Source organism: Stenotrophomonas sp. YJH_SMC_105-26 (genome assembly GCF_059368915.1).
Genome location: NZ_JCAFSD010000003.1, coordinates 320,003 through 336,002, shown reverse-complemented (window position 1 = coordinate 336,002; position 16,000 = coordinate 320,003). Strand labels below are relative to the sequence as shown.

Below are 16,000 nucleotides of genomic sequence, written 5' to 3'. Positions count from 1 at the left end.
GGATATGCTACCACTCGGGCCTGTCGGGCCGATGTGGACTCAAGGTCGCGGCCCGCCGGCCGTTAACCGGTCCGGAGGGCTGCGTCGTGCGGCTCGGAGACCGCCATGGACAACGTGATGGGAATTGCCCTCGGCGGGATGCGTGCGTCCCAGCAGGGCGTGCAGGTGGCTGCGCACAACGTGGCCAACCTGGCGACCCCGGATGCCCAGCGCCTGCAGCTGCAGCGCAGTGCTGCCGGGCAGGGTGGGGTGCAGGCCGCTGTGATTCCCGTCGGCGCCGATGCCGGCGCGCCGCTGGGTGACCTGCTGGCCGCGAAAGCCGAGGTGGTGGCCTTCGCCGCCAATGCCGCGGTGATCCGCCGCCAGGACCAGATGCTGGGTTCGCTGCTGGATCGCGACGCCTGAACCCCTTCGGCAGGCGCCAACCGCCGCCCCTGGTGGGTGCCAACCTTGGTTGGCACTCTCCACCCGCGCCGGTAGCTGCCAACCTTGGTTGGCACGCTCGATCCGCCCCGGTAGGTGCCAACCTTGGTTGGCACGCTTTTGGGGCGCCAACCAAGGTCGGCCTCTACCAGAGCACCGCCGGGTAAGCCGGGCCATGCCCGGCGACCACCCTGTCGATCAGGCCGACAGCTCCAGCAGCAGCTTGTTCAGCCGCGCCACGTAGGCACCCGGGTCCTTCAGGCTGTCACCGGCGGCCAGCGCGGCCTGGTCGAACAGCACCCGGCCGAGGTCGTCGAAACGCGCGCCATCGGCTTCGGCATCCAGCTTGGCAATCAGTGGGTGGCCCGGGTTGATTTCCAGCACCGGCTTGCTGTCCGGCACCTTCTGCCCGCTGGCTTCCAGGATCTGGCGCATCTGCAGGCCCAGGTCCTGTTCGCCGATGGCCAGCACCGCCGGCGAATCGGTCAGGCGGTGTGACACGCGCACTTCGGCCACGTCATCGCCCAGCACGGTCTTCAGGCGCTCGACCAGGCCCTGCTTGTCCTTCGCCGCGGCTTCCTGTTCCTGCTTGTCCGCTTCGGTTTCCAGCGCGCCCAGGTCGAGATCGCCACGAGCGATGTCGACGAAGCCCTTGCCGTCGAAATCGGTCAGGTAGCCCATCAGCCACTCGTCGATGCGGTCGGTCAGCAGCAGCACTTCCACGCCCTTCTTGCGGAACACTTCCAGGTGGGGGCTGTTGCGCACCTGGCTGTAGCTCTCGCCGGTCAGGTAGTAGATCTTGTCCTGGCCTTCGGTCATGCGGCCGAGGTAATCGGCCAGCGACACCGTCTGCGCATCGCTGTCGCCGCGGGTGGAGGCGAAGCGCAGCAGCCCGGCCACCTTCTCGCGGTTGTTGTAGTCCTCGGCCGGGCCTTCCTTCAGCACCTGGCCGAATTCCTTCCAGAACGTGGCGTATTGTTCCGGCTTGTCGGCGGCCAGCTTGTCCAGCATGTCCAGCGAGCGTTTGGTCAGCGCTGCCTTCATCGAATCGATGACCGGGCCGGACTGCAGGATCTCGCGCGAGACGTTCAGCGACAGGTCGTTGGAGTCGACCACGCCCTTGATGAAGCGCAGGTACAGCGGCAGGAACTGCTCGGCCTGGTCCATCACGAACACGCGCTGCACATAGAGCTTCAGGCCCTTGGGCGCATCGCGGTGGTACAGGTCGAACGGCGCGCGGCCGGGCACGTAAAGCAGCGAGGTGTACTCCAGCTTGCCTTCGACCTTGTTGTGGCTCCACGCCAGCGGATCGCTGTGGTCGTGCGCCACGTGCTTGTAGAACTCGGTGTACTCGGCGTCGCCGATCTCGGTGCGCGGACGGGTCCACAGCGCGCTGGCGCGGTTGACGGTCTCCCACTCGACGGTGGCGCCTTCCTCGCCTTCCTTCGGCATCTGGATCGGCAGGCCGATGTGGTCCGAGTACTTCTTGAGGATGCTGCGCAGGCGCCAGCCGTCGGCGAAGTCGTGCTCGCCATCCTTCAGATGCAGGACGATGCGGGTGCCGCGCTCGGCCTTGTCGACAGTGGCGACGTTGAAATCGCCTTCGCCGCGCGAGGTCCAGCGCACGCCTTCACCTGCGGCCAGGCCGGCGCGGCGCGAGGTCACTTCGACCTCGTCGGCAACGATGAAGGCGCTGTAGAAGCCGACGCCGAACTGGCCGATCAGCTGCGAATCCTTCTTCTGGTCGCCGGACAGCTGGCGCAGGAAATCGCCGGTGCCGGACTTGGCGATCGTGCCGAGATGGGCAATCGCCTCGGCGCGACTCATGCCGATGCCGTTGTCTTCGATGGTGATGGTGTGGGCGGCGGGGTCGAAGCTGACGCGCACGCGCAGTTCGCTGTCGCCTTCCAGCAGGGCCGGCTGGGTCAGGGCCTCGAAGCGCAGCTTGTCGGCGGCGTCGGCGGCGTTGGAGACCAGCTCGCGCAGGAAGATCTCCTTGTTGGAGTACAGCGAGTGGATCATCAGCTGCAGCAGCTGCTTGACTTCGGTCTGGAAGCCAAGGGTTTCGGTCTGGGTGGTCTCGGTCATCGATAGGGCTCCATGTGCAATGCCGCGCCAGCGCGTGCGGCCTCGCCAAGGGGTATGGCTGATTGTCCCGAAATCAAGGGGTTGGTCGGCCGGGCGGCGCCCGGCACCTGCAGAGGCCGAAGCAACAGCAACAGCAACAGCAACAGCAACAGCGGGCTATCCGTGGGATGGCGGGGCGGTGTGGGTTGGCAGGACACGCCGTAACCCCCCCTCCGGGGGCCGGCCCAGCCGCTGGCGGCTGTGCGTTCGGGCGCTTGCGAAGCAGTGCTTCGCAAGCAAAGCGCCCTCACCCATGGGGGCTCGATGGCGCCATCCATGGCGCCAACGGTCCTGCCACCCCACACCGCCCCGCCTCTGACAGGTTCACTCGGCTGTTGGTGGGTGTCGACCTTGGTCGACACATCTGTCAGACATCGAAACAAATCTGGGGTCAGATCCGTTTTCCGCAGGAAAACGGATCTGACCCCAAGAGCCGTTCCGACAGATCGCAGGAAACTGTCGAAGGCGGGGTGGGTCCGGTTGAGGGGGCGTGAGCCGCATGGATGCGGCGACCGAGCTTACATGGACGTACTTGCAGCGTCCCCCTCGACCGGACCCACCCCGCCAACCCACGGATAGCCGGCTTTTGCCGTTGCTTCGGCCGTTGCCGTGGCTTCGACGGGTGCCGGGCAAAGCCCGGCCGAACTACAATCCCGCTCATGCTGAATTTCTCGAATTCCTCCCGCCGGGGGCGCCGATGAGCGGCCGCGGTGGCAATGACGGCCAGGTCCGCATCATCGGCGGGCGCTGGCGCAATACCCGGCTGTCGGTGCCGACCCTGCCGGGCCTTCGCCCCAGCAGCGACCGCGTGCGCGAGACCCTGTTCAACTGGCTGATGCCCAAGCTCGGCGGGGCCCGCGTGCTGGACCTGTTCGCTGGCAGTGGCGCGCTGGGCCTGGAGGCGGTCTCGCGTGGCGCTGCCCACGCCACCCTGGTCGAGCGCGATGCGCAGCTGGGACGCAACCTGACCGCCGCCGTCGCCAGGCTGCAGGCCAGCGACCAGATCACCGTCGTGCAGGCCGATGCCCTGCGCTGGCTGCAAGGGGCGCAGGCGCAGCAGGCCGACCTGGTCTTCATCGACCCGCCGTTTGCCGATGGCCTGTGGCAGGACGTGCTGGCCCAGCTGCCGCGGCACCTGGCCGCCGACGCCTGGCTGTACCTGGAATCGCCGGCCGGCCACGTGCCGGTGCTGCCGCCGGACTGGCTGCTGCACCGCGAGGGTGGCACCCGCGAGGTGCGCTTTGCCCTGTACCGCCGTGCCACTGCTACACTTTGACCTCATCTGAACATCTGCATCCGCCCATGACCGTGGCCAATCGCCGCATTGCCGTCTACCCCGGCACGTTCGACCCCATCACCAACGGTCATATCGACCTTGTGAGCCGGGCCGCGCCGCTGTTCGAAAAGGTCGTGGTCGGCGTGGCGCAGAGCCCGTCCAAGGGCCCGGCGCTGCCGCTGGAGCAGCGCGTGCAGCTGGCGCGTGGCGCGCTGGCCCACCACGGCAACGTCGAGGTCATCGGCTTCGATACCCTGCTGGCCCATTTCGTACGTTCGGTGCAGGGCGGGGTGCTGCTGCGCGGCCTGCGCGCGGTGTCCGACTTCGAGTACGAATTCCAGATGGCCAGCATGAACCGCCACCTGATCCCCGAGGTCGAGACCCTGTTCCTGACCCCGGCCGAGCAGCACAGCTTCATTTCGTCCTCGCTGGTCCGCGAGATCGCGCGCCTGGGCGGCGACGTGTCCGGTTTCGTGCCGGCCGCGGTGCTCGAAGCCCTGCGCAAGGTCCGCGAAGCGAAGTCGGCACAGTCGTAAGCCCCGCTGTACCCGCACCCCATTACGTACACCACCACGCACCATTCCGGGAGGAAACCCATGAACACCACCATGCGCGCGATGCTGATCGCTTCGTTGGCCCTGGCCTTCACCGCCTGCAAGAAGGAAGAGGCCGCTCCGGTCGACGAGGCCAAGCCGGCCCTGGTCGCCCCGGCCAAGGACGACGATGCAGGCTGGAAGAAGTACCTGCAGGAAGTGGCGATCCAGAACATGGGCAACATCACCAACAGCCCGTTCCTGTACTACCTCTCGCCGGAATCGGACCCGGACTTCCAGGCCAAGTACGAGCGCCAGACCGAAAGCGCGACCCAGGCCGTGGCCCGTGGCGTGCAGCCGGGCAACATGCTGGCCTTCGGTTCGTCGGCCTCGGGCAAGATGGCGGACATGATCCAGGCCGTGTTCAAGGACGTGTCGCCGGATTCGATGAAGGGCGTGCGCGTCGTCTTCATCGGCCAGTCGGCCGACAACGCCCGCGTGCAGGCTGCGATCCAGCCGACCGGTGCCGAGTACATTTTCGTCGAAGCCAAGTAATACCGAGCCATGGCGGCCATGCTCCGGCATGGCCCGGGCGGCATCCTGCAAGGGGCGCCGCTGATGACCTGACCGGCCCGCGCGCCCGCGCTGGCCGGTCCTTTGTCCCAGGGCGCGGGCGAGGAGTATCGCCGTGTCGCTGAAAATCAACGAGCTCTGCGTCAACTGCGACGTGTGCGAGCCGGCCTGCCCCAACCAGGCCATTGCGATGGGTGAAACCATCTACGTGATCGACCCTGCGCGCTGCACCGAATGCGTGGGTCATTTCGACGAGCCACAGTGCGTGGTCGTCTGCCCGGTCGAGTGCATCGACCCGGACCCGGAGATCGTGGAAACGGAAGACCAGCTGCTGGCCAAGCTGCGCCAGCTGCAGCACGATCACCCCGAACTCTACGCGGAGCCCCCATCCGAATGAAGACGCTGATCGTCCGCCCCCTGTTGCTGCTCGGCCTGCTGCTGAGCCCCATGGCCTGGGCTGACAGCCCGGCCCGTGCCGATCGCCCTGATGGCGCGGCCATTGCCAGCGGCCACGCACTGGCCACCCAGGCCGGCATCGATATCCTGGCGCAGGGCGGCAACGCCTTCGACGCTGCAGTGGCGGTGTCGTCCACGCTGGCGGTGGTCGAGCCGATCAGTTCCGGGTTGGGCGGCGGCGGCTTCTTCCTGCTGCACGACGCGGCCACCGGCAAGGATGTGATGCTGGATGCGCGCGAGACCGCCCCGGCCGCGGCGACCCCGCAGGCCTTCCTCGACAAGCAGGGCAACCTGGACCGTGATCGTTCGGTCAACGGTGCCTGGTCGGCGGGTATTCCCGGCCTGCCCGCAGCGCTGGTCGAGCTGTCGGCCAAGCATGGCAAGCTGCCGTTGTCGGCCTCGCTGCAGCCGGCGATCCGCATCGCGCGCGAAGGTTTCCCGGTGTACGACCGCATGGCCAAGGGCTACGCGTCGCGGCGTGAAGTGATGGAGCGCTATCCCGGCACGCGCGAGGTCTACCTGCGCAATGGCAAGCCGATCGCCAGCGGTGACCTGTTCAAGCAGCCGGAACTGGCGCAGACGCTGGAGCGCCTGGCCGCGGGTGGCTTTGATGGCTTCTACAAGGGCCAGACCGGAAAGCTGTTGCTGGCGGGCGTGAAGCAGGCTGGCGGCAAGTGGACCGCTGAAGAACTGGCCGGTTACCGCGTCAAGCAGCGCGAGCCGATCGTGTTCAACTACAACGGCTGGAAGATCACCACCGCGCCGCCGCCGTCGTCCGGTGGCATCGCGCTGGCCAGCATGCTGCAGATCCTGGAAGGCTGGGACATCAGGAAGATGGACCCGGCCCACCGCACCCACCTGGTGGTGGAGTCGATGCGCCGCGCCTACCGCGACCGCACCTTCTTCCTCGGCGATCCGGACTTCGTGCAGATCCCACAGAAAGTGCTGACCAGCAAGGACTACGCACAGGGCCTGCGGGCGACCATCCATCCGGAGAAGGCCACGCCCAGCGACCTGCTGTCGGGCAACCCGACGCCGCTGGAAGATGACGAGACCACGCACTTCTCGATCATCGACCGCGACGGCAACCGCGTCGGCGCCACCCAGACCGTCAACCTGCTGTATGGCTCGGGGCTGATTCCCAAGGGCACCGGCGTGCTGCTGAACAACGAGATGGACGACTTCGCGCTGAAGCCGGGCACGCCCAATGCGTTCGGCGTGATGGGCTATGAGGCCAATGCGCCGAAGGCCGGCAAGCGCATGCTCAGCTCGATGACGCCGACCTTCATGGAGAACGCCGACAAGGTCGTGGTGCTGGGCACCCCGGGTGGCAGCCGCATCATCACCATGGTGCTGCTGGGCATCCTCGGCTACGACGACGGCCTGGATGCACAGCAGGTTGCCGCGCTGCCGCGCTACCACCACCAGTGGCTGCCGGACCTGATCGAAGCCGAGGACGATGCGTTCGACGCGGCGACGGTGAAGCAGTTGCAGGCGATGGGCCACAAGATCGACCTGCCGGGTGACGTCGCCGCAGGCGGCCGCGGTTCCAGTCACGTGTGGGGCAACCTGCAGACCGTGGAATGGGACCGCAAGGCGAACAAGCTGTTCGGCGGCAGCGACCCCCGCAACCCGGTGGGCAGCGCCCAGGTCGTGCCGGCACGCTGATCCGGTAGCGCCGGCTGCTGGCCGGCAATCCGGCAGATTACCGAAACCCCGCCTTTGCCGGTGGGGTTTTCTGTTTCCTTTCTAGCGATTATTTAACGGGCCGGCGCCGATAATCGACGCATGAAACTCTGGTCTATTCGTGGAAACTCGCAGCGCCTCGATGGCGGCGCGATGTTCGGCAACGCACCGCGTGCGTTGTGGGAAAAATGGGCGGCGCCGGACGAGCTCAATCGCATCGAGCTGGCCTGCCGCGCACTGCTTGCCAGTCCGCTGGAAGGCAAGACCGTGCTGTTTGAAACGGGTATCGGGGCGTTCTTCGATCCGCGCATGCGCGAGCGCTACGGCGTGCAGGAAAGCCAGCACGTACTGATCGATTCGTTGCGCGAAGCCGGCTTCGAGCACGAGGATATCGACGTGGTGGTGCTCAGCCACCTGCACTTCGATCATGCTGGCGGCCTGCTGGCGGCATGGAGCGAAGGGCGAGAGCCGGAACTGCTGTTCCCCAATGCGACTTATGTGGTCGGTGCGCAGCATTGGCAGCGCGCCGTGCAGCCGCATCCGCGCGACCGTGCCAGCTTCATTCCGGAACTGCCGGGCCTGCTGCAGGCCAGTGGCCGGCTGGAAGTGGTGGACGGGGAATACTCGAAGGCACTTGGCCGCAGCGTGCGCTTCAGCTACAGCGACGGGCATACGCCGGGACTGATGCTGGCCGAGATCGTCGGTCACGCGCATGCCGGCGAAAGTGCGCATGGTGGCGTGGTGTTCTGTGCCGACCTGATCCCGGGGCGCTCATGGGTACACGTGCCGATCACCATGGGCTACGACCGCAACGCCGAGCTGCTGATCGACGAGAAGCGGCAGTTCCTTGAAGACAAGCTGGCGCGCAACGTGCGGCTGTTCTTCACCCACGACCCGCAGGTGGCGCTGGCGCAGCTGGGCCGTGATGACAAGGGACGTTTCGTGACCCTGCACGAACAGGGCGAGCTGAAGGCGCGCGCCCTGGGGTAATGAAAAGGCCGGGCAATGCCCGGCCTTTCACTGATGGTGGCAGATCCACGCCATGCGTGGATGGCGTTCGATCCGGACGCGACGATTATGACGACTTCAGGCAGCTGCTCATGAAGGTCTTGCGCGCATCACCGGCCAGCTTCTTCGCGCCCGCGTCAGCGTTGCACTTGCGCATCCGTTCCTGCTGCGGATTGACCGCCTTGGTCTCGGCGGCGTGGCCGCTGAGGCAGGAGCTCTGCGCGGTCTTGTAGGCATCACCCTTCAAGCCCTTGTTCTTGGCCGAGCATTCGGCCATGCGCTGCTGCTGCGGGGTGGCGGCGTTGGCAGCCAGGGGCAGGCCGACCAGCAGGACGGCGGCCAACAGGAAAGAGGCTTTCATCGGGAGCTCCAAGGGTGGCGGGTGCGCGGAGCATTTGCTTCGGGCCGGCAAGGCCACGTGAAGAATCACGCCAGTGCCGCGCCTGCTTGCGGCAACGTTCAGACCGGCGTATTACTTAGCCATATGGGTAAGTATTATCCTGCCATTGAAGACGTCTTCCAGGCACTGGCCGACCCGACCCGTTGCGCGATCGTAGCGGCGCTGGGGCAGGGGCCGCGCACGGTGTCGATGCTGGCCGAACCCTTCGGGATGGCCTTGCCCTCGCTGATGAAACACCTGGCCGTGCTGGAGCGCAGCGGCGTGGTGCGCAGCCACAAGCAGGGGCGCACACGCACCTGCGAACTGGTGCCGGCGCGGCTGGGCCAGGCCGAACAATGGCTCGCAGAACAGCGTGCGGCTTGGGAAGCGCGTTCCGACCGCATGGTCGATTTCGTCGAAACCCTTCACCGACAGGAGCAGGCCCATGGCCGTAGACGCAGGTAACAACCCCGACACCGATCTGGTGATCTGCCGTGTGCTGAACGCACCGCGCGCCGCCTTGTGGCGGGCGTGGACCGACCCGGAACTGCTGCGCCAGTGGTGGTGCCCGAAGCCGTGGACCACCGAGGTACGCGCATTCGACCTGCGCCCCGGCGGGGCCTTCCACACCTTCATGCAGGGTCCCGATGGCGGCAGCAGTGACAATCCGGGCAGTTTCCTGGAGATCGTGCCGCAGCAGCGCCTGGTGTTCACCTCGATGCTGGGTGCGGGCTGGCGACCGCAGTCACCCTGGCTGGGCTTTACCGCCGTGATCACGATGGAGGACGAGGGGCAGGGCTGCCGCTACACCGCGCGGGTGATGCACCCGGACAAGGCGCTGCGTGACCAGCATGAGCAGCTGGGCTTCTTCGACGGCTGGAACACCGCCATCGACCAGCTGGAAGCCTTCGCCGCCGGGCTGTAGGCCGGAATGCGGGGTGGTGGGGTCAGGGCCCTTTCTGCGAAAGGGGTCCGACCCCCGCGATGTTGGGGTCGGATCCCTTTCGCTGTGAAAGGGCTCTGACCCCGGTTCACCGGATCAACCGACGCGGGTACCGAAGATGCGGTCGCCGGCGTCGCCCAGGCCCGGCAGGATGTAGCCCTTGTCGTTGAGCTGGGCATCGATGGCTGCGGTGTAGATCTCCACGTCCGGGTGCACGGCCTTGACCGCTTCGATGCCTTCCGGCGCGGCCACCAGGAAGATGCCCTTGATGCGGCGGGCACCGGCACGCTTGAGCATGTCGATGGTGGCGATCAGGGTGCCGCCGGTGGCCAGCATCGGGTCCAGGATCAGCGCGTCGCGCTCTTCCAGGCGGCCGGTCAGGCGCTCGAAGTAGGGCACCGGCTGCAGGGTTTCCTCGTCGCGCTGCAGGCCGACCACGCTGACACGGGCCGCCGGGATCAGCGACAGCACGCCGCTGAGCATGCCCAGGCCGGCACGCAGGATCGGCACCACGGTGATCTTGGCGCCGGCAATACGCTGCACCGTCACCGGGCCGGCCCAGCCGGGCAGGGTGTGCGGCTCGGTGTCCAGGTCGGCGGTGGCCTCGTAGGCCAGCAGCGTACCCAGCTCGTTGGCCAGTTCGCGGAAATCCTTGGTGCTGAGCGCAGCGTTGCGCATCAGGCCGATCTTGTGCTGCACCAGCGGGTGGCGCACTTCGACGATCTTCATGGTCGGGAAGGGGGAAAAGGAGAGAGGAGGCCATTTTGCCGGATTGGCGTGTCGAACCCCAAACCGGGCCTGGATCTGATCTACATGAAATGTGCAGGCGCATGTCACGGCCATGCAACCTTGCGGACATACCGTGCAGACCCATTCTTAACAGGAATGGGGATTCCCAGTGCATATCAAGACTCCGTTGGCCGTTGCCATCACCCTGACCCTGGCGATGGGGGCCGCGGCACCGCTGCAGGCTGCCGGGCAACAGGCGGTAGCCGCTACCGGCGCCGTGGCGGCCGACGCGGTCGACCTGGACCGTATCGAAGTGCGCGCCCAGCTCGAATCGCAGATCCGCGCGGTCGACCTCAAGCGCAGCAGCGACGCCATCGAGGACGCGGTGTCCTCCGATGCCCTGGGCCAGTATCCGGACAAGAACGTGGCCGAATCACTGCAGCGCCTGCCGGGCGTCAGCGTGACCCGCGACCAGGGCGAAGGCCGCTTCGTGGTCATTCGCGGCCTGGATGCCAATCTCAACAGCGTCAGCGTGGATGGCATCGCCATCGGTACGCCGGAAGATTCCAGCCGCGCCGCGCCGCTGGACGTGATCCCATCGGACTCCACCGAGCGCCTGCGCGTGGTCAAGTCGCCGACCCCGGACATGCCCGGTGATGCCATCGGCGGCGCCGTGCTGGTGGAATCGGCGTCGGCCTTCGACCGCGACGGCCGCAGCCTGCGCGGCAAGATCGAGGGCAGCCACCAGCAGCTGTCCGGCGAGACCAGCCCCAAGGCCGCCTTCAACTACAGCGAAGTGTTCAACGACACGTTCGGCGTGGCGCTGCACGTGAACTACCAGAAGCGGAAGTTCGAGTCGGACAACACCGAAGTGGAATATGACGGCGAGGACGATGCCGCCCCCGGTGACGTGACCGCGATCAACCTGCAGCACCGCAAGTACGAGATCGAGCGCAAGCGCATCGGTGCCAACCTCAACCTCGACTGGCGCCCCAACGAAGACAGCACGTACTACCTGCGCACGCTGTACAGCCAGTTCGACGATGCGGAGACCCGCCAGCGCGTGATCTTCAACTTCGACGACGCGAAGATGGTCAAGACCGGCACCGACCAGTACCGGCTCGATGGCATGCCGAAGGACTCGATCGACAAGCGCATGCGCTACCGCACCAAGAAGGAGAACACCTTTGCGGCCAGTCTTGGTGGCGAGAACAAGCTGACCAACGCCGTGGTCGATTACCGGATCGGCTACACCCGTACCGAAGAGCGCGTGAACGACGAGATGGAGGCGCGCTTCAAGCTCAACGGCAAGGCCTTCAATGGCACCCTGGACCAGAGCAGCCGCCTGCCCAGCTACAGCTTCGATAACCCGCAGTGGCTGGACAACGGCAACTACGCGTTCGACCGCGTCGTGCTTTCGCCCAAGCAGGTGAACGACAAGGAACACAGCGCGCAGGTCAACGTGCGCTTCGACGGCGACAGCAGCAGCATCAAGTTCGGCCTGCTCGGCCGCTGGCGCGACCGCGACGTGAATGTCGATGAGCGCGAACTGCGCGTCGGCCCGAAGGTGGTGCTGTCGAGCTGGACCACCTCTTCGCCGGAGCATCGCCACGGCAACATGGGGGATGGCATGGACTCGGCTGCGATGCGCGCGTTCTGGGCCGCCAATGGTGGCCAGTACAGCGCCCGCCCGCAGGATGTCGGCGGCAATGCGATGACGTCGCTGGAAGAGGATTACGTGGCCAGCGAGGACATCTTCGCCAGCTATGCCATGGGTACTTGGGATGTGGGCGCGCTGCGCATCATCGGCGGCGTGCGCGTGGAGAACACCCGCTTCAAGGCAGTCGGCAACCAGGTGGACGTGGCCGCCAACGGCCGCAGCTTCACCGTCACCCCGCGCGTGGCCAACAGCAGCTACACCAACGTGCTGCCGGGCCTGCATCTGCGCTATGACGCGGCCGATGACTGGGTGCTGCGCGCCTCGGCCAACAAGACCGTATCGCGCCCGTCCTTCGGCGACGTCTCGCCGCGCGTGGGTTACAGCCGCGGTGACGAGGAAGTGCGCCTGGGCAACCCGGAACTGGATCCGTACGAGTCGAAGAACATCGACCTGTCGGTGGAGAAGTACATCGGCAGCAGCGGCATCGTTTCGCTGGGACTGTTCCACAAGTCGATCGATGGCTACATCGTGGAGACCGTGCGGACCAATGATCCGGCCTACGGCGGATTCGACGTGACCCAGCCGATCAATGGTCGCAAGGCCACCGTGCGTGGCGCGGAATTCAACTGGCAGCAGCAGCTGGCCTTCCTGCCGGAGGGCCTGGATGGCCTGCTGGTCGGTGCCAGTGGCACCTGGCTGGACACCACGTTCGATGCCGGCATCAAGGGACGTGAGGGCGAGGACTTCACCCTGCCGCGCGCTTCCAAGCATGTCTACAGCGCACACATCGGCTATGAAAAGTACGGTGTAAGCACGCGTCTGGCGGCCGTGTACCGCAGCGAGTATCTGGACAGCATCGGCAAGGGGCGTGCATTCGACATCTACGTGGCACCCAACACCCAGCTCGATTTCTCGCTGGACTACAAGTTCACCCCGCGCGTGAGCATGTACTTCGAAGCGCAGAACCTGCTGGACAAGCCGCTGGAGCTGTACCAGGGCACCCGCTCGCGCACCCTGCAGATGGAAGAGTACGGCCGCACCTATGCGCTGGGCCTGAAGGTGGCGCTGTGATGGGGCGTGGCGTCACTGTCCTGGCCGCCGCGCTGGCGGCTACGCTGGTCGCCGGCTGCACGCCGGCCACCGGCAACGATCCGGTTGCGGGAGCGGCCGCGCCGGCCGCCAATGGCGAGCGCGTGGTGAGCACCATCGCCGAAGCGTTCCTGTCACCGATGACCCCGGCGGACAACATCGACTCGCCGGCGGCCTGGCGCGCGCCGGACGGCGCGCTGTGGCTGATCGCCACCGCCAAGGCCACCGACAAGCTGGTGGTCTACGACGGCAGCACCGGCCAGCACCTGCGTGACGTCGGCAGCAGCGGCACCGCACCGGGGCAGTTCGACCGCCCAAACGGTATCGCGGTGACCGACGACCTGCTGTGGATCGTCGAGCGCGACAATCACCGCGTGCAGGTGCTGAGCCTGCCGGACTTCGCGCCGCTGGCGACCTTCGCTGCGGACGACCTGCGCAAGCCGTACGGTCTGTGGGTCGACCGCCGTGCCGATGGCTACAGCGTCTACGTCACCGATTCCTGGGACAACGGCGAGGATGCGCAGGGGCGTGACATCCTGCCGCCGCTGGCCGAGCTGGACAAGCGGGTGCGCCAGTACCATGTGACCCGCGACGGCGCGAAGGTCGAGGCGAAGCTGGTGGCCAGCATCGGCGATACCACCGAGGCCGGTGCACTGCGCGTGGTCGAGTCGATCTGGGGCGACCCCGAGAACGACCGGCTGCTGATTGCCGAAGAGGACGAGCGCTACGCCAGCGAGTTCAAGGTCTACACCCTGGCGGGCCGCTTCACTGGCACCACCTTTGGCCGCGACGTGTTCAAGGCCCAGGCCGAAGGCGTGACCCTGCGCACCTGCGGCAAGGACGGCTGGTGGATCACCACCGAACAGGGCAAGCGGCGCAGCGTGTTCCACCTGTTCGACCGGCACACGCTGAAGCCGGTCGGCGCGTTCCAGGGCAATACCGTGGCCAACACCGATGGCATCTGGATGATGCAGCAGCCCAGCGCGCGCTTCCCACACGGTGCGCTGTATGCAGTACATGACGACCAGGGCGTGGTGGCCTTCGACTGGGAGAGCATCGCCAAGCAGCTGGCGTTGCCGCTGGAGTGTGGCGCATGAGCGGGCAGTGCGTAATGCGCGCGCTGGCGCTGGGCCTGCTGCTGGCGCTGCCGTCGCTGTCGTTCGCGGCGGGCGAACCGAATACCCAGGTGCCGGCAGGTAGCCGCCACTACGCGGCGACGACGGTGCCGGACCGCATCGTCGCCTCGCCGGCGGTTGATTCCAGCCATGGGTTCGCCGTGGCCTGGCGTACCGACGACAGCGTGCAGGCGCCGCTGCTGGAAATCGCGCTGGCCGCAGATTCGCCGGCCATTGAAGGCATCCGCCAGGTGCGTGCGACGACCCGCGCGCTGCAGACCGAGAACGGTCTGTCGCACCACCATCGGGCAGATATCGATGGCCTGCAGCCGGATACCCAGTACGTCTACCGTGTGCAGGGCAATGGCAGCTGGAGCGCCTGGAACCAGCTGCGCACGCTGGCCAGCGCCGATCAGCCGCTGACCCTGCTGTACTTCGGCGATACCCAGAACAAGAACGTCAGCCATGTCAGCCGCGTGGTGCGTGCCGCGCAGAAGGCTGCGCCGCAGGCGCGCATGAGTCTGTTTGGCGGTGACCTGGTCAGCGGAGGCGACAACATGGATGACAGCGAGTGGGGTGAGTGGTTCGCTGCGACCAGTTGGCTGGCGCAGGAAACGCTGGTGGCGCCGGCCATCGGCAACCACGAGTACTTCGAGGAATTCGAGGACACCCCGCAGGAGCGCCGCGTGCTGGGCCGCCACTGGCCGGTGACGTTCGCGCTGCCGGGCAATGGTGCCACCGCCGCGCAGCAGACCAGCTACTGGTTCGATGCGCAGGGCGTGCGCGTGGCCGTGGTCGATGGCACATCGGCACTCGACCTCGGCACCGCCAAGGCGCAGGCACAGTGGCTGGACAAGGTGCTGACCGGCAATCGGCAGGCGTGGACCATCGTGCTGCTGCACCAGCCGTTCTACTCGCCGCGCGAAGGGCGCGAGAACGCCGCGTTGCGTGACGTGCTGCTGCCGGTGGTACGCCGCCACAACGTAGATCTGGTGCTGCAGGGCCATGACCACACCTATGGCCGCCGTGGCGAAGGGCAGGCCGCGACGCCGCAGTATGTGGTGACCGTGGCCGGACCGAAGCAGTACCGCCTTTCCGACGAAGCGCGCAGGACGATGGACCCGGTGGCCGAGGACACCCAGCTGTTCCAGGTGCTGAACATCGACCCGCAGCACCTGCGCTATGAAGCACGCACCGTGACCGGCCGTCTTTACGATGCCTTCGACTTGCGTCGTGATGCCAAGGGTGGAAAGCAGCGCACGGAGCTGACCGAAGGCCGCATTGCTCCGCGCGACTGCCCGCGCGCGCAGACCGCCAAGGGTCGCGCCGACCGCTGCTGGGAATGAGGAGACGCCGATGACCACACCCCGCCGCATCATTCCATTGGCTGCCATCGGCGCGTCCCTGCTGTTGCTGGCCAGTGCGGTAACCGCCGCCGATACCGTGCTGCATCCCTTCCTGGTCGCCCAGCCGGCGCAGGCCCCGCAGGAAGTGAACCTGGCGGTGGAGATCCCGGCCGGCAGCTTCACCAAGTACGAGATCAAGGAAGACGGCCTGGTGCACGTGGACCGCTTCCAGTCGATGCCGGTCGCCTATCCGGCCAACTACGGCTCGATGCCGCGCACCCTGGCCGGCGACAACGATCCGCTGGATGCGCTGGTGTTGACCCGCGAACCGCTGCATCCGGGCGTGATCGTGCGTTTCCGGCCGATCGGTTACCTGAAGATGATCGATGGCGGCGAGCACGACGAGAAGATCATCGGGGTGCCGACCGACAAGGTCGACCCGACCTACGCCAACATCCGCGACCTGGCGGACTTGCCGGAGGCCGAACGGCAGCGGATCGAAGCGTTCTTCCGCGTCTACAAGGACCTGCCGGCCGGGCGCAACCCGGTGCAGCTAAATGGCTGGGGCAACGCCGCCGAGGCACGGTCAGTGATCCGCGAGGCCATGCAGCGGTTCAAGCGCTAGAACCCCGCCGTGGGTGGGTGGCCGGACGCGCG

Annotated in this window: 16 protein-coding genes; 13 read left to right on the top strand and 3 right to left on the bottom strand. The window is 66.7% G+C overall.

Features of this window, described 5'->3' with window-relative positions:
• The first annotated feature begins 105 nt into the window (after window positions 1–105).
• On the top strand, window positions 106–405 hold the full coding sequence (locus tag AC5P7F_RS11340; RefSeq protein WP_014646771.1) for a hypothetical protein: 300 nt from the start codon (window positions 106–108) through the stop codon (window positions 403–405).
• A gap of 216 nt (window positions 406–621) precedes the next feature.
• On the opposite strand, the gene htpG is transcribed toward AC5P7F_RS11340, so the two are convergent.
• On the bottom strand, window positions 622–2,511 hold the full coding sequence (htpG, locus tag AC5P7F_RS11335) for a molecular chaperone HtpG (RefSeq protein WP_046429950.1): 1,890 nt from the start codon (window positions 2,509–2,511) through the stop codon (window positions 622–624).
• Between the two features lie 736 nt (window positions 2,512–3,247).
• Between htpG and rsmD the strand changes: the two genes are divergently transcribed.
• The 6 genes from rsmD (at window position 3,248) to AC5P7F_RS11305 (ending at window position 8,064) form a co-directional block, all read left to right on the top strand.
• A complete protein-coding gene (rsmD, locus tag AC5P7F_RS11330) occupies window positions 3,248–3,826 on the top strand; it encodes a 16S rRNA (guanine(966)-N(2))-methyltransferase RsmD (protein WP_164077410.1) in 579 nt (192 codons plus the stop codon).
• Between the two features lie 26 nt (window positions 3,827–3,852).
• Window positions 3,853–4,362, top strand: coding sequence for a pantetheine-phosphate adenylyltransferase (gene coaD, locus AC5P7F_RS11325; RefSeq protein WP_014036814.1), 510 nt, complete (start codon window positions 3,853–3,855; stop codon window positions 4,360–4,362).
• 60 nt (window positions 4,363–4,422) lie between these two features.
• Window positions 4,423–4,914 carry a hypothetical protein gene (locus AC5P7F_RS11320; RefSeq protein ID WP_032959157.1) on the top strand — a complete coding sequence of 164 codons (492 nt, stop codon included), beginning with the start codon at window positions 4,423–4,425 and terminating at the stop codon, window positions 4,912–4,914.
• A gap of 133 nt (window positions 4,915–5,047) precedes the next feature.
• Window positions 5,048–5,329, top strand: coding sequence for a YfhL family 4Fe-4S dicluster ferredoxin (locus AC5P7F_RS11315; RefSeq protein WP_004153175.1), 282 nt, complete (start codon window positions 5,048–5,050; stop codon window positions 5,327–5,329).
• Window positions 5,326–7,056, top strand: a complete 1,731-nt coding sequence (gene ggt / locus AC5P7F_RS11310) for a gamma-glutamyltransferase (RefSeq protein WP_014646774.1) — start codon at window positions 5,326–5,328, stop codon at window positions 7,054–7,056. Before AC5P7F_RS11315 ends, ggt begins: the two co-directional genes overlap by 4 nt.
• Window positions 7,057–7,176: 120 nt before the next feature.
• Window positions 7,177–8,064: an MBL fold metallo-hydrolase gene (locus AC5P7F_RS11305; RefSeq protein ID WP_019338337.1), complete on the top strand. Its 888-nt coding sequence runs from the start codon at window positions 7,177–7,179 to the stop codon at window positions 8,062–8,064.
• Between the two features lie 85 nt (window positions 8,065–8,149).
• Here AC5P7F_RS11305 and AC5P7F_RS11300 read toward each other — a convergent pair whose 3' ends face one another.
• Window positions 8,150–8,443 (bottom strand): PsiF family protein, encoded by a 294-nt coding sequence (locus AC5P7F_RS11300; RefSeq protein ID WP_014646776.1) that lies wholly within the window; start codon window positions 8,441–8,443, stop codon window positions 8,150–8,152.
• A 57-nt stretch (window positions 8,444–8,500) separates the two neighbouring features.
• Between AC5P7F_RS11300 and AC5P7F_RS11295 the strand changes: the two genes are divergently transcribed.
• Window positions 8,501–8,926 (top strand): ArsR/SmtB family transcription factor, encoded by a 426-nt coding sequence (locus AC5P7F_RS11295; protein ID WP_232503937.1) that lies wholly within the window; start codon window positions 8,501–8,503, stop codon window positions 8,924–8,926.
• The gene (locus tag AC5P7F_RS11290; RefSeq protein WP_014646778.1) at window positions 8,907–9,386 is read left to right on the top strand and encodes an SRPBCC family protein; all 480 of its coding nucleotides are present in this window, start codon (window positions 8,907–8,909) and stop codon (window positions 9,384–9,386) included. Before AC5P7F_RS11295 ends, AC5P7F_RS11290 begins: the two co-directional genes overlap by 20 nt.
• A gap of 114 nt (window positions 9,387–9,500) precedes the next feature.
• Here the strand turns inward: AC5P7F_RS11290 and upp are convergent, their stop codons facing one another.
• A complete protein-coding gene (gene upp / locus AC5P7F_RS11285; protein WP_005409099.1) occupies window positions 9,501–10,133 on the bottom strand; it encodes a uracil phosphoribosyltransferase in 633 nt (210 codons plus the stop codon).
• 217 nt (window positions 10,134–10,350) lie between these two features.
• Here upp and AC5P7F_RS11280 point away from each other — a divergent pair, with 217 nt between their 5' ends.
• From AC5P7F_RS11280 to AC5P7F_RS11265, 4 genes are read left to right on the top strand one after another with little or no spacing between them, the layout of a single operon-like run.
• Window positions 10,351–12,864, top strand: coding sequence for a TonB-dependent receptor (locus tag AC5P7F_RS11280; protein WP_414616461.1), 2,514 nt, complete (start codon window positions 10,351–10,353; stop codon window positions 12,862–12,864).
• Window positions 12,864–13,979 (top strand): phytase, encoded by a 1,116-nt coding sequence (locus tag AC5P7F_RS11275; protein ID WP_164077412.1) that lies wholly within the window; start codon window positions 12,864–12,866, stop codon window positions 13,977–13,979. The genes AC5P7F_RS11280 and AC5P7F_RS11275 overlap by 1 nt, the downstream gene beginning before the upstream one ends.
• Window positions 13,976–15,343 carry a purple acid phosphatase family protein gene (locus AC5P7F_RS11270; RefSeq protein ID WP_197641374.1) on the top strand — a complete coding sequence of 456 codons (1,368 nt, stop codon included), beginning with the start codon at window positions 13,976–13,978 and terminating at the stop codon, window positions 15,341–15,343. Before AC5P7F_RS11275 ends, AC5P7F_RS11270 begins: the two co-directional genes overlap by 4 nt.
• Before the next feature lie 10 nt (window positions 15,344–15,353).
• The gene (locus tag AC5P7F_RS11265; RefSeq protein WP_049405742.1) at window positions 15,354–15,968 is read left to right on the top strand and encodes an inorganic diphosphatase; all 615 of its coding nucleotides are present in this window, start codon (window positions 15,354–15,356) and stop codon (window positions 15,966–15,968) included.
• Window positions 15,969–16,000: the final 32 nt, after the last annotated feature.

What these genes read in the sequence shown, in the direction of transcription:
- AC5P7F_RS11280 (WP_414616461.1), top strand. Translation starts at nt 10,351, where the DNA reads ATGGGGGCCGCGGCACCGCTGCAGGCTGCCGGGCAACAGGCGGTAGCC.
- AC5P7F_RS11265 (WP_049405742.1), top strand. Translation starts at nt 15,354, where the DNA reads ATGACCACACCCCGCCGCATCATTCCATTGGCTGCCATCGGCGCGTCC.
- htpG (WP_046429950.1), bottom strand. Translation starts at nt 2,511, where the DNA reads ATGACCGAGACCACCCAGACCGAAACCCTTGGCTTCCAGACCGAAGTC.
- AC5P7F_RS11290 (WP_014646778.1), top strand. Translation starts at nt 8,907, where the DNA reads ATGGCCGTAGACGCAGGTAACAACCCCGACACCGATCTGGTGATCTGC.
- rsmD (WP_164077410.1), top strand. Translation starts at nt 3,248, where the DNA reads ATGAGCGGCCGCGGTGGCAATGACGGCCAGGTCCGCATCATCGGCGGG.
- upp (WP_005409099.1), bottom strand. Translation starts at nt 10,133, where the DNA reads ATGAAGATCGTCGAAGTGCGCCACCCGCTGGTGCAGCACAAGATCGGC.
- AC5P7F_RS11340 (WP_014646771.1), top strand. Translation starts at nt 106, where the DNA reads ATGGACAACGTGATGGGAATTGCCCTCGGCGGGATGCGTGCGTCCCAG.
- AC5P7F_RS11320 (WP_032959157.1), top strand. Translation starts at nt 4,423, where the DNA reads ATGAACACCACCATGCGCGCGATGCTGATCGCTTCGTTGGCCCTGGCC.
- AC5P7F_RS11300 (WP_014646776.1), bottom strand. Translation starts at nt 8,443, where the DNA reads ATGAAAGCCTCTTTCCTGTTGGCCGCCGTCCTGCTGGTCGGCCTGCCC.
- AC5P7F_RS11270 (WP_197641374.1), top strand. Translation starts at nt 13,976, where the DNA reads ATGAGCGGGCAGTGCGTAATGCGCGCGCTGGCGCTGGGCCTGCTGCTG.
- coaD (WP_014036814.1), top strand. Translation starts at nt 3,853, where the DNA reads ATGACCGTGGCCAATCGCCGCATTGCCGTCTACCCCGGCACGTTCGAC.
- AC5P7F_RS11305 (WP_019338337.1), top strand. Translation starts at nt 7,177, where the DNA reads ATGAAACTCTGGTCTATTCGTGGAAACTCGCAGCGCCTCGATGGCGGC.
- ggt (WP_014646774.1), top strand. Translation starts at nt 5,326, where the DNA reads ATGAAGACGCTGATCGTCCGCCCCCTGTTGCTGCTCGGCCTGCTGCTG.
- AC5P7F_RS11275 (WP_164077412.1), top strand. Translation starts at nt 12,864, where the DNA reads ATGGGGCGTGGCGTCACTGTCCTGGCCGCCGCGCTGGCGGCTACGCTG.